Consider the following 12,088-nt stretch of genomic DNA (forward strand, 5'->3'; position numbering starts at 1 on the left):
GAAATGAGTATGAGTAATGGAATACGTCGTTTATCTATCGAACCGTTAACCAAGCAGGCTTTTGCAGAGTTTGGCGATGTTATCGAGTCCGATAATAGTGATTTCTTCATGATCAATAGTGGATCAACACGTCGCTACCACAAGCTAGCGACAACGGATGTGCAAGACCAAGATGGAGAAGCCATCATCAGCATCTTCCAAGCCACACCGTTGAGCTACCCACTGACCATCAAAATGTTAGAGCGTCATCCACTTGGCTCTCAGGCATTCATTCCATTACTTGGTCAACCCTATTTAATTGTTGTTGCGCCAAAAGGCGACGATCCAACATTAGCCAATAGCCGAGCTTTCTTGAGCAACGGTCGTCAAGGAGTGAACTATCACAAAGGGGTGTGGCATCACCCAGTGCTCGCCCTCACCGATCAAGACCAGTTCTTGATCGTCGATAGAGGCGGAGAAGGACATAACTGTGATGAAGTTTATTTTGAGAACGACCTAGTGGCATTGCATTTGGAAGATATGCCAACGGAAGACAACAAGGAAGAGCAACGCTTAGCTAAAGCGTTGTGATACAGGAGTTTATTATGGATCCGCATATTACAGAATGGTTGAACTTAGCAATACGCTGGGCTCACATGATTGTTGGTGTTGCATGGATAGGCGCATCATTTTACTTTGTTTGGTTAGAGAACAACCTTAACCGAGTTAACCCTAAAACGGGCCTTTCAGGTGACTTATGGGCGATTCACGGTGGTGGTATTTATCACCTAGAAAAATACAAACTTGCGCCACCCGAGATGCCAGAGCACCTGCACTGGTTCAAATGGGAAGCCTACTTCACGTGGATCACCGGTGTGTGTCTACTGGGTGTGGTTTACTACCTAAACGCTGAGATTTACCTGATTGCACCGGGCTCTGGCCTTGATTCAACAACGGCAATCGCGATTGGTATTGGTTCATTCGTTGCCGGTTGGTTTATCTACGATCTACTGTGTGACTCACCATTAGGCAAAACCCCCGTGTTGCTTGGCGTTGTGCTGTTCGTGCTGCTTGTTGCTGCGACATATGGCCTAACCCAAGTGTTCAGTGGCCGTGGTGCTTACATTCATGTTGGTGCAATTATTGGTACCATCATGGTGGGTAACGTATTCCGCGTTATCATGCCTGCACAGCGCAACCTGGTGAAAGCGATTGAAGAGAAGCGCGAACCGGATCCGGCACTGCCAGCGAAGGGCTTACTGCGTTCTCGTCACAACAACTATATGACACTGCCAGTGCTGTTCATCATGATCAGTAACCACTTCCCAAGCACTTATGGCTCGGAATACAACTGGCTGATCCTTGCTGGCTTAGCGATCTTCAGTATCTTGGTGCGTCACTACTTCAACACCCGTCATGGTAGCCAGAAGTTTGCCTGGACAGTACCTGTAGCGGCATTGGGTATGATCACGCTCGCGTTTGTTACCTCACCTTACGCGAAAAAACAGATGACTCCGGTTGTACAAGCACCAGTGGTTCAAGAAGTGCAAGTAAGCGCGACTGAATCGGCGACAGAAGAACTTGCTGCAAACGACACCGCGTCAACGACGACTAGTTCTCAGGCCGCACCAGCAGACCACGCAATGCAAGCGGCTAGCGCAGGCGTAAGCTTTGAAACCATCAACAAAGTCATTCAAGAGCGCTGTTCTGTGTGTCACTCATCAACCCCGAGCCACGCCGCTTTTGCTGCTGCGCCAGCCGGTGTGATGTTTGATACCCCAGAAGAGATTAAAGCCAACGTACCAAGGATTGTTGCTCAAACAGTAACAACTAAGGTGATGCCGCTTGGTAACATGACTCAAATGACCGACGCAGAGCGCGCACTCATCGGTACTTGGGTAGAGCAAGGCGCTACGCTTCAATAATGATGTGAATCCTTCACCTAAGAGCATGAGTCTTAGGTGAGGCTTGGGGAGAGTTTGGTTTACGGGCACGCGCCAAACTCATCCCACCCTGTTTCCCCGGTTCCTATAACCGGGGCTTTTTGTTGTTTTTGGACAAAGGCATATTAGAAACTTTATTAGTATGCATCCTTAATAGTTTTATGAACCCACCGACGTGAGTTCGATATTTGCGTTACATGACATATTTAGTTGCATATAAATTGTTGTTGGTCATGAAATTTAGGCTGTATGTTTGGTATGTGTATGTTCTGAAAGGAAAGCTTGTTGAAATTCAAAGCTTTTGATTGCGAATATTCACAAAGAACTAGTTAGATACCCAAGTATAAATTTCATAAAAAATAAGGAAATATAGTAATGAAATCAGTTTTTTCGTTCGACTCAATGTTAACTCCTAAGTTAGTTACTGGCCTATATTGGTTGTTGTTGCTAATCGCTGTAGTTTCAGGACTAGCAACCATGTTTGGAGGATATGGAGGCGTAACATTTGAGAAGTTTATTCTTGGTGCGTTTACGATATTAGGCGGCGCTATAGGTGCGAGAATTTGGTGTGAATTGATGATAGTTATCTTCAAAATTAATGAAAACCTGCAGTCTCTAAAGGACTTAAAAGGCGAGACTGAAGCCTAGTATTCAGATGCGTGACAGCTAACACTTCGATGTTAGCTGTCTAACATGCCGAAGCTGCAATTCACTATGTTGCGCCTGTTGGTGAGAAAGAAGACTCTGTGAATCATTGCATGTCGATAGTAAGTACTTACGTTTAAACTGATTCATTGCGTGCGCAGTCCTGTATAAGGCTCTTGATATGAATCTCTACCCATGGCATTTTTAGTCCAAATTGACTTTACTTAGGACAAAAAATGGAAGACTTGATAGTCGCGTATTTTAGGGCATTGAGCTCATTCTTTAGGTATCTGTTTCAGTCGATCTTGATTGAGTTCATTGGTTGCGGAGCTGGCTGGATAGTCTGTAAAGTATTCACACTAGGGCGCTTTCCCCCATTGATTCCAACCGACAAAGAGCGAACCAGAATCTCTTATATCGGAGCTATTAGTATCGTGTTGCTTCTGTTAGCAATTGGTGTCTTCAATAGTTTGTGATTCGGAGTGAAGATATATGAAATTTTACCCTGCGGAACAATACCAAGCGGCTTGCAACGAGCTGTTTGTCCGATACGAACGTGACATCAAAAAGCTAATCCTTAATGCGAGAGTTGAGCACGTAGGCGCATCTTCTATTCCATCTGCAGTATCTAAAGGCGACTTGGATATATTCGTCGGTATTGAATCGAGTGAACTTGAGTACGCCATTGAACAACTCACAACACTCGGCTTCAATGAGAAACTCGATACCTTAAGAACGCCGGAACTGTGCATGTTGGAGTCTACATCAGGACATGACGTGGCCTTGCAAGTAGTTGCCAATGGTTCTGAGTTCGAATGTTTTCTAAGGTTTCGTGACAAGCTACGTGCGGATCCGGAATTAGTGGAGCAATACAACACCCTCAAAATGTCTTGTGAAGATTGGTCGCAAGAAGAGTACCGTGAAAAGAAGTCGGCTTTTATCGAGCATGTGTTGGCTTTGAAATAACAACAAGTTTCGATTGGATATTATTCATCCAAATCCTAACTTTTTGTGCTGTTTTTACTTTCCTCTTACACTCTTTTCAAATATCGAATTTAGTATCAAATTTCTCTTTGTTATACAGGCAAGTCTCTCATTATGAAGAACTTCTTTGATAGCGAACTCATGCTCTCTAGCTCTTTGAATTTCGTTTTGCTATCGCTTGGGCTAACGCTCCTTTTTCATCTTCCGATTTGGTGTGGGTTCAACTTGAGCCGACGAAAATGGAAGCTCATGGATTATTTATGGCCGTTCTTGGCGGGTATCGGGATGCTGGGTGCGGTGTCTGAGATTCGTGCGAAAGTAGCGGGCGATTGGGTTGAAACCGAACAAACCAGAGCGGTGGCGATTTTAGAATCGGTTCAGCAGTTTTCTTTGGATAAGCTGCGAAGTGATACCTGCACAGGTCAACCATCTTTGGATAATCACGCTCAGCACCATGAAGCGTGTTTGTGGTATTTGAATACGGCGATCACGTTCAAAGACGTTGATTTCACCTTGTTACCCAACGCATCGGATTTTACAGTTCCTGCGCCTAGTGTATCGCTGGTGGAAAGTGATGCCGTGTGGGTGGATGGTATGCTGAGTCAGTATGAGATGCAGAAAAACCAATACATAAAAACCAGAGAAGCGCAGGTGAAGCAGCCATTAGAAAGCCTCTTCTGGTATGTGAGTCCTTACTTAGTCTGTTTCGCTATTGCTCTGCGCCTTACTAAAGTGACGGCAGAGCTTAAACTGGATAAGTGCGTAAACAATTAACTCGACATAGACAGCGCGAATGACAGCAAGATAGGTAAAGTCACCACACTCAGGAAGTTGCCGAACAACACCATAGATGCGACCTTGGGAGGCTCGACATTGAACCTTTCTGCAAACAGGTAGTTCATCACGGCAGGTGGCAGCATGGTGAACAGCACCATCATTTGTAGGTGCAGCGTTGGCAGCGGGATAAAGAAGTAGATGATGGCGAAGGCGATGGCACCAGTGAACAGCGATTGAGCCGTACACAGCAAGCCAACTTTTAATCCACTTAGCTTCAAGTTCACCATTTGCGAACCCAACGACAACAGCATGATAGGCACGGCTGCTTGGCCGAGTAGCGATGTGGCTTCATAGATTGGATTCCAGACTGCAATTCCAGACAGGTTGAGCGTCATCGCTAATGCTGCGGCTAAGAATATCGGCATCTTGAGGATCTGTTTGATCGGGTTACCTTCACTCAGCAGTGCTAAACCGACACTAATATGAACACACGCCGATACCACAAACAGCAGTACTGCAGGGGCTAATGCACTCTCACCAAAGGTATACGTGAATAGGGGAATCGCGAGGTTGCCACTGTTGCGGAACATGTGTGGCGGAGCCCAAGCTTTGAAGTTGAGCTTAAAGATCTTACAGATTGGTATCATCAATAAAGCAGGCACCAATACCGCGACCAAAGAGGCGGTGATGAGTGGCAGTTGTTCGGTGTCGAGAGGCATGGTGGTCAGCGATGCAAATACTAGCGCAGGAATACACACATCCATGTTGATGCGATTGATCGGTTTGAAATCGGGCTTGAGCCAACGACCCACCGCAAAGCCAGCACTGGCTAAAGCAAAAACGGGAAACAGAATGCTGACGACCTGTTCGAACATAGAATTCCTTTCTAGATTGGGTGCTTCCATTTAGCTGAGAAACGAATGTTTTAGAGAGACGCTAAAGTGAAGTATGAAGTCGAGATGTATAAACATTAACCTATCAATATAATGAGTTGGCGTCACCGAAGATCGTTGTCTGTGAGCGGTTAATTTATATTTCTTTGAATGAAGCACAAAAAAGACCAGTGGCATCAGCAACTGGTCTTTAAAGGCTAGATAAATCTGGACGGATTTTTAATTAACGACGGCTGTCGCTGTCTAGCGATTGTTACTCGGTTTTAAGTCTAGCTAACGAGCTTCTTGTAATCTTTGAAGTTCACGTCGTAAGCTTTTTCGCCGTAGATGTAAGTCTCGCTAACGGTTCTGTCGTCACCCAAGCTCATTAGTACAAACAGTTTTTCTTCAAGCTTGGTGGCTTGTTCCATTCTAAAGCGCATCAGCTGTGTCGCGTGTAGATCCAACACCACGAAATCCGCTTCTTTGCCGACTTCCAAGTTACCAATCTTGTCTTCTAAATGCAGCGAACGTGCGCCACCTAGAGTTGCTAAGAACAGTGATTTGGCTGGGTGCAGTTTCTCTTGTTGAAGCTGCATGATTTTGTAGGCTTCGCTCATGGTTTGCAGAATTGAAAAGCTGGTGCCTGCGCCTACATCGGTACCCATGCCGACACGAATACCGTGCTCTTCCATTTTCGGTAGCTTGAATAAGCCTGAGCCTAGAAATAGGTTCGAAGTTGGGCAGAAGGCGATTGCCGAATCGGTATCCGCGAGGCGCTTGCATTCGCAATCTGATAGGTGAATACCGTGCGCGAATACCGAGCGTTTGTGTAGCAGACCATAGTGGTCATAGACATCTAGGTAACTGTCGCGCTCTGGGAATAGCGATTTCACCCACTCGATCTCTTTTTCATTTTCTGAAAGGTGAGTGTGCATGTACACGTCTGGGTATTCTTCTAGCAGTTTACCTACAGTAGCAAGTTGTTCTGGTGTACTGGTTGGCGCGAAGCGAGGCGTTACGGCATAGTGCAAACGGCCGCGCTTGTGCCACTTTTCGATTAACTCTTTTGAGTCTGCATAGCCTGATTCTGGAGTGTCGGTGAGGTAGTCTGGCGCATTGCGATCCATCAGAACCTTACCCGCGATCATACGTAGGTTACGCTTCTCAGCTTCTTCAAAGAACACGTTGACCGACTCTTTGTGTACCGTGCCAAATACGAGTGCAGTGGTGGTGCCGTTGCTTGCCAATTCGTCTAGGAATAGCTTCGCCACTTTGTGTGCGTAGACTGGGTTTTTGAAGCGCTTTTCTTCCGGGAAGGTGTAGTTCTCTAACCAATCAAGAAGTTGCTCACCGTAAGACGCGATCATCCCTGTCTGAGGGTAGTGGATGTGCGTATCAATAAAACCAGAGGTGATCAGCTTGTCTTTGTATTGTTTTACTTCGAGTGTTTTAGGTTGGCGCGCTAATACTTCGTCCGCATGGCCTAAGTCGACGACATGGCCGTTCTCAACCACTAAAACACCGTCTTCAAAATAGTCGTAAGACTCATCGATGCCGACGTCTTTTGGGTCGGCGACGCTGTGTAAAATACTGGCGCGATAAGCTTTGCGTTGCGTTGTCATGTTTACTTCCTTTTAATGACTTCAGCGACGTTATGGCCACTGAAGCTTTGCGACTTTTATTAGGCGATCTTCTCTTCCAATGGTGGTTCGCCTACGTCGCTTGGTTGACTGTGTTGATCGGTCAAATCCTGATTTCGATATTGTTTGGTTGGGCGCTTTTGTTCAAGTGCTTGGCCTTGATAGTGTGCGATCAGTTCACCCGCAACCGACACCGCAATTTCGGCAGGGTGTTTGCCATTCACAGCGCTAATACCAATTGGGCAAATCATGGTTTCAATTTGCTCTTGGCTATAGCCGCGTTGCTCTAAGCGGAAGTCGAACTTCTTGCGCTTAGTCAGAGAACCAATCATGCCAAAGTAACGGCTGTCTTCACGGTCGATGATGGCTTTGGTTAAATCGAAATCAAGCTGGTGGTTGTGGGTCATCACAAGGTAATAGCTGTTCGGTGGCATGTGTTTCACTTCGCCAACCGGATCATCTGAGACAAGCTTTTTCACACCGTGTGGCAATGTTTCAGGGAATACTTCTTCACGTTCATCAATCCAGGTCACACGGAAGGGCAGGGTCGCGACAATGTGCAGCAGCGCTTTGGCAACATGGCCTGCGCCGAACAGCACAAGGTGGTTCTGTTGAGTGCCAATCGGTTCAAAGCTTAGTGTTGCCATTCCGCCACAACACTGGCCTAAGCGAGCGCCTAGGTTGAAGCGTTCCACTTTGAGCGATTTTTCGCTGGCAATCAGCATCTCGCGAGCCATTTTGGTGGCCACATGTTCAAGGTGACCACCACCAATCGTAGCGATGATTCGGTCACGAGTGACAAGCATTTTTGTGCCCGCATCGCGTGGAACGGAGCCTCTGTCTTCAAGAACCGTCACCATCACACACGGTTCGTAGTTCTCTTCCAGTTTTGCCAGTTCGTGAATCCAATTATCCTTAAACATATGTCCTCCTAAATCCCTTTTTATGCTTCTCAAGCTAAACGATCGATATGAGCCCTAAGCCGTTTCTGATTGAGCATCGACCGAAGTCGGAGCCGTTTCAGTGACTTCCTGAATCGCCATCAGAATACGTTCTGGCGTTGCAGGTGTGTTGAGCTTAGGAATCGCGCCATCGACGGCGACATAGCTAATGGCGTCTTTCAGTGCGCTCCATACCGACATACCCAACATGAAAGGCGGTTCACCCACGGCTTTCGAGTTGAAGACGGTGTCTTCTGGGTTGTTACGGTTTTCTAAAAGGTGCGTTCTGAAATCAATTGGCATATCAGCAATCGCAGGGATCTTGTAACTTGCAGGGCCATTGGTCATCAAGCGGCCTTGCTGGTTCCAAACCAACTCTTCCGTTGTTAACCAACCGACGCCTTGCACAAAGCCACCTTCGACTTGGCCGATATCAATCGCAGGGTTCAGTGAAGCGCCCACGTCATGCAGAATATCGACACGCAGAATCTTGTTCTCGCCGGTTAGGGTATCGATGATGACCTCTGAACAAGAAGCGCCGTACGCGTAGTAGTAGAACGGGCGACCGCGTGCTTTCTCGTGATCGTAATAGATCTTCGGAGTGCGGTAGAAACCAGTGCTCGAAAGCGAGATTTGGTTAAACCAAGCCAGTTCAACAAATGAGTTGAAGGTCATTATCTCGTCGCGAATCTGCACCATGCCGTTCTTAAACACCACCTCTTCAGGCCACACTTTGAAGTGCGAAGAAGCGAAGTCAATCAGGCGCTGCTTAATGGTCATTGCGGCGTTTTGCGCGGCCTTACCGTTGAGGTCGGTGCCCGATGAGGCTGCGGTTGGTGATGTGTTCGGAACTTTGTCTGTGTTTGTAGCGGTGATCTGGATACGTTCGACATCGACTTGGAACTCCTGTGCAACGATTTGTGCCACTTTGATGTTCAAGCCTTGCCCCATTTCCGTACCACCGTGATTCAAATGAATACTGCCATCGGTGTAGATATGGATGAGCGCACCTGCTTGGTTCAAGAAAGTCGCAGTAAACGAGATGCCGAATTTCACGGGTGTGATAGCAAGGCCTTTCTTCAAGATAGGGCTTTGCTTGTTGAACTCAGCGATTTCTTTACGACGTGCGTGATAGTCACTGCTGCGTTCAAGCTGTTCGGTTATCTCAGGTAAAAAGTTGTCTTCAACGGTTTGGTAGTAATGGGTTACGTTACGGCCTTCTTCGCCGTAGTAGTTCGCCTTACGTACTTCCAAAGGATCTTTTTTCAGGTAACGCGCAATCTCGTCCATGATGTGCTCGATGGTCATCATGCCTTGCGGGCCACCAAAGCCACGATAAGCGGTATTCGACGCTGTGTTGGTTTTGCATCGGTGACCGACCACAGTTGCATCACCTAGGTAATAGGCGTTGTCTGAGTGGAACATTGCGCGGTCTACGATAGAACTTGATAAGTCTGGTGAGTAACCACAGTTACCTGCAACGGTAATGTCGGCACCTTGTATCACACCATTGTCGTCAAAACCGACCGTGTATTGATTGTAGAACGGGTGGCGTTTACCGGTTTGCTGCATGTCTTCATTGCGCAGCAAACGCATTTTGGTTGGACGACCGGTGAGGTGAGCAATAACCGCAGCCATACACGCTGGAGAGGCCGCTTGAGTCTCTTTACCACCGAAACCACCACCCATACGACGCATATCAATCACGACTTTGTGCATTGGTACGCCAATCACTTCCGCAACCAGTTTTTGAACTTCGGTCGGGTTTTGAGTCGAGGTGTACACGATCATGCCGCCGTCTTCGGTTGGCATCACGCTACTGATTTGGGTTTCTAGGTAGAAGTGTTCTTGGCCGCCGATCTCTAGGTCACCAGAGATCACGTGTTTCGCTTTTGCCAGTGCGGCTTTCGAGTCACCACGTTGTTGAGTGTGGCTTTCTGTTACGAAGTGTTCTTTCTCTAGCGCTTCTTTTACATCAAGAATCGCAGGCAGTTCTTCATATTCAATGATTGCAGCGTGTGCGGCTTTACGTGCAGTTTCTAAATCGTTAGCTGCCACGGCAATCACAGGTTGACCGTAGTATTCTACTTTGCCATCAGCAAGCAGTGGGTCACCCGGTAGGATGGCGCCGATATCCAGTTCACCCGGTACGTCTTTCGCTTGAATAGCAATTGCCACACCTTCGAATTCGTAACATGGAGATAGGTCTATTTTGGTGATGTTAGCGTGCGCTTGCGTGCTCAGGCGTGCGTATACATGCAGCTGATTTGGGAACTCTAGACGGTCGTCAATGTATACCGCTTCGCCCGTGACTTGCTTGGCTGCACTGTCGTGTTTAACGCTTTTACCTACGCCAGTTTTTAGGTCTTGTTTTGCAATGGTAACCATCTCTTCGTGGGTCATCGCATTGCTCTTGTGACCAGAGGAATTTGATTTAGACATAAGACGTTACCCTTGTTTCGATTTGGTTGTTTTTGTTCTGTCGTTCAATGAAGTAGCGACGCAGCATGTTGGCCGCCGACAATGAACGGTATTCTTGGCTTGCACGGAAATCAGAGAGCGGCTCAAAGTCGTTATACAGTTCCTGCATCGCTAACTTAATATTAGCGTCTGTCCACGGTTTGCCTAATAACGTCTTTTCACAACGCGCTGCGCGCTTAGGCGTTGCAGCCATACCGCCAAAGGCGATACGAGCGTAAGAAACCTTGCCATCTTCGATTTGAATATCAAACGCGCCACACACCGCAGAGATGTCGTCGTCTAAACGTTTCGACACTTTGTAAGCTCGGAAGCTGTCGTTGGTTGGCTTAGGAATGATGATCTGTTCGATGAATTCACTCTCTTTTTGCGCCGTCACTTTGTAGCTGATGAAGTAATCTTCAATCGGCATCGTGCGTGACTCGTCTCCGCAGCGAAGTTTGATTTTCGCGTCCAAAGCAATCAGCAGAGGAGGGGTATCACCGATAGGTGAAGCATTCGCCACATTACCGCCAATCGTGCCTTGGTTACGCACTTGCAGTGAAGCAAAGCGATGCAACAGTTCACCAAAATCTGGGTAGTGCTTTTTCAGTAGTGCGTAAGAGTCACTGATAGGCAGGTTGGCACCAATAATTAAATCGATGTCGGTTTCTTCGCATACCTTCATGTCTTCAACAAGGTTTACGCTGATCAGTGTTTCAATCTCGCGATGGAATTGCGTCACTTCCAGCGCTAAATCCGTACCGCCAGCAACCAGCTTAGCGTTCGGGTGGGCTTGAAAAAGCTTGGCCAACTCATCGGTGCTTTTTGGGGAAAAAGCGGTGAGGTGACCAAGGCGTAAGTTGGCCTCAGTGTCTTGAATGCTTTCTAGCTTCTTGATGGTGTTGCGTTCAAGTTCAGCAAATTGGTCGATCAAAGGTTGGTCTGTTGAAAGTGACATCGCAGCATCAACAATTGGTCGGTAGCCTGTACAACGACATAGGTTACCCGCCAGTGATTCCATGACGTCTTCTTTGCTCGCATCGGGTTTGTTTTTGCCTAGCGCAAACATCGACATGATGAAGCCCGGCGTGCAGTAACCACACTGTGAACCGTGAAAATCAACCACCGCTTTTTGCACTGGGTGCAATGAGCGATCTCGATTTTGCAGATCTTCTACTGTGATCAGTTGCTTGCCATGCAGCGCTGAAACGAACGTAAGGCAAGAGTTCACCGAGCGGTATTGCAGTTGTCCATCAACCACTTCACCCAGAACTACCGTACATGCGCCACAGTCGCCCGACCCACAACCTTCTTTTGTACCCGTCTTATTTATCTTGGTACGAAGGTAGTTGAGCACTGTCATATTTGGCGACAGATTATCTTCGCGTCTTATTTCCTGATTGAGCAAAAAAGTAATCAAGAGACCTCCTTGTAAATCGACATATTTCCATGTGTATTCTTTTTGACTTCTAGGTCAATAATTATCCATCCTGACCCTGTGGTCAACTATTTATTTACAAAAATGCAACAAAGATGGCTTGTCGTGAATTGTATACAATTTAATTTTGGTCATAGTCGTCTGTTTTATAAGGGTTTGGATTGAGATTGAACAGTTTTATGGTGTGAATGAATGGATAGCTATGTATACAAGATAAAGACAAGATTTATGGCACTGTTGGGAGTGATTCTGTAGAGGCTAAGATCGTTGTTGAGGCTAGAATCGGCAGTGTTTTAGATGGATGTGAGCCGATCGTCGCCTTTATTTTTAGGGGAGAGGGCATAAAAAAGAGAAGTAAATGCAGAGGCTTACTTCTCTCCTGTATTGTTAATAACCATCTGTTAAC

Annotated in this window: 11 protein-coding genes and 1 pseudogene; 7 read left to right on the forward strand and 5 right to left on the reverse strand. The window is 46.8% G+C overall.

Going from position 1 to position 12,088, the window contains the following annotated elements; translation table 11 throughout:
• The first annotated feature begins 9 nt into the window (after positions 1-9).
• From AB4493_RS02800 to AB4493_RS02830, 7 genes and pseudogenes are all read left to right on the forward strand, one after another.
• Positions 10-570, forward strand: coding sequence for an ureidoglycolate lyase (locus tag AB4493_RS02800; RefSeq protein ID WP_017061598.1), 561 nt, complete (start codon positions 10-12; stop codon positions 568-570).
• Between the two features lie 14 nt (positions 571-584).
• Positions 585-1,904: a urate hydroxylase PuuD gene (locus tag AB4493_RS02805; protein ID WP_108093595.1), complete on the forward strand. Its 1,320-nt coding sequence runs from the start codon at positions 585-587 to the stop codon at positions 1,902-1,904.
• Positions 1,905-2,297: 393 nt separating this feature from the next.
• On the forward strand, positions 2,298-2,570 hold the full coding sequence (locus AB4493_RS02810; RefSeq protein ID WP_017064999.1) for a DUF4282 domain-containing protein: 273 nt from the start codon (positions 2,298-2,300) through the stop codon (positions 2,568-2,570).
• 47 nt (positions 2,571-2,617) lie between these two features.
• A pseudogene (locus AB4493_RS02815) lies at positions 2,618-2,707 on the forward strand (AraC family transcriptional regulator); the annotation flags it as partial.
• A gap of 96 nt (positions 2,708-2,803) precedes the next feature.
• Entirely contained in the window at positions 2,804-3,043 is a 240-nt protein-coding gene (locus AB4493_RS02820; RefSeq protein ID WP_372154484.1) for a hypothetical protein, read from the forward strand.
• Between the two features lie 16 nt (positions 3,044-3,059).
• Positions 3,060-3,533 carry a GrpB family protein gene (locus AB4493_RS02825; RefSeq protein WP_017064997.1) on the forward strand — a complete coding sequence of 158 codons (474 nt, stop codon included), beginning with the start codon at positions 3,060-3,062 and terminating at the stop codon, positions 3,531-3,533.
• A gap of 267 nt (positions 3,534-3,800) precedes the next feature.
• A complete protein-coding gene (locus tag AB4493_RS02830; protein WP_102320850.1) occupies positions 3,801-4,325 on the forward strand; it encodes a hypothetical protein in 525 nt (174 codons plus the stop codon).
• On the opposite strand, the gene AB4493_RS02835 is transcribed toward AB4493_RS02830, so the two are convergent.
• The 5 genes from AB4493_RS02835 to xdhA all read right to left on the reverse strand — a co-directional run bounded on the left by AB4493_RS02835 (position 4,322) and on the right by xdhA (position 11,664).
• The gene (locus AB4493_RS02835; RefSeq protein ID WP_004732869.1) at positions 4,322-5,203 is read right to left on the reverse strand and encodes an AEC family transporter; all 882 of its coding nucleotides are present in this window, start codon (positions 5,201-5,203) and stop codon (positions 4,322-4,324) included. The two genes, AB4493_RS02830 and AB4493_RS02835, sit on opposite strands and share 4 nt — an antisense overlap.
• A gap of 287 nt (positions 5,204-5,490) precedes the next feature.
• Positions 5,491-6,825: a guanine deaminase gene (gene guaD, locus AB4493_RS02840; protein WP_076667187.1), complete on the reverse strand. Its 1,335-nt coding sequence runs from the start codon at positions 6,823-6,825 to the stop codon at positions 5,491-5,493.
• 59 nt (positions 6,826-6,884) lie between these two features.
• Positions 6,885-7,766: a xanthine dehydrogenase accessory protein XdhC gene (gene xdhC / locus AB4493_RS02845; RefSeq protein ID WP_017630713.1), complete on the reverse strand. Its 882-nt coding sequence runs from the start codon at positions 7,764-7,766 to the stop codon at positions 6,885-6,887.
• Positions 7,767-7,820: 54 nt separating this feature from the next.
• Entirely contained in the window at positions 7,821-10,226 is a 2,406-nt protein-coding gene (gene xdhB / locus AB4493_RS02850; protein ID WP_102548098.1) for a xanthine dehydrogenase molybdopterin binding subunit, read from the reverse strand.
• On the reverse strand, positions 10,219-11,664 hold the full coding sequence (xdhA, locus tag AB4493_RS02855; protein ID WP_372154485.1) for a xanthine dehydrogenase small subunit: 1,446 nt from the start codon (positions 11,662-11,664) through the stop codon (positions 10,219-10,221). The genes xdhB and xdhA overlap by 8 nt, the downstream gene beginning before the upstream one ends.
• Between the last annotated feature and the right edge of the window lie 424 nt (positions 11,665-12,088).

This window comes from Vibrio sp. 10N.222.55.A1, from assembly GCF_041473835.1.
In the GTDB taxonomy this organism is placed as follows: Bacteria; Pseudomonadota; Gammaproteobacteria; order Enterobacterales; family Vibrionaceae; genus Vibrio; species Vibrio crassostreae_C.

Bases quoted from the DNA above. Each gene is read 5' to 3' on its own strand.
- guaD (WP_076667187.1), bottom strand. From the start codon at position 6,825: ATGACAACGCAACGCAAAGCTTATCGCGCCAGTATTTTACACAGCGTC.
- AB4493_RS02805 (WP_108093595.1), top strand. From the start codon at position 585: ATGGATCCGCATATTACAGAATGGTTGAACTTAGCAATACGCTGGGCT.
- AB4493_RS02800 (WP_017061598.1), top strand. From the start codon at position 10: ATGAGTAATGGAATACGTCGTTTATCTATCGAACCGTTAACCAAGCAG.
- xdhB (WP_102548098.1), bottom strand. From the start codon at position 10,226: ATGTCTAAATCAAATTCCTCTGGTCACAAGAGCAATGCGATGACCCAC.
- xdhC (WP_017630713.1), bottom strand. From the start codon at position 7,766: ATGTTTAAGGATAATTGGATTCACGAACTGGCAAAACTGGAAGAGAAC.
- AB4493_RS02835 (WP_004732869.1), bottom strand. From the start codon at position 5,203: ATGTTCGAACAGGTCGTCAGCATTCTGTTTCCCGTTTTTGCTTTAGCC.
- AB4493_RS02810 (WP_017064999.1), top strand. From the start codon at position 2,298: ATGAAATCAGTTTTTTCGTTCGACTCAATGTTAACTCCTAAGTTAGTT.
- AB4493_RS02830 (WP_102320850.1), top strand. From the start codon at position 3,801: ATGGATTATTTATGGCCGTTCTTGGCGGGTATCGGGATGCTGGGTGCG.
- AB4493_RS02825 (WP_017064997.1), top strand. From the start codon at position 3,060: ATGAAATTTTACCCTGCGGAACAATACCAAGCGGCTTGCAACGAGCTG.
- AB4493_RS02820 (WP_372154484.1), top strand. From the start codon at position 2,804: ATGGAAGACTTGATAGTCGCGTATTTTAGGGCATTGAGCTCATTCTTT.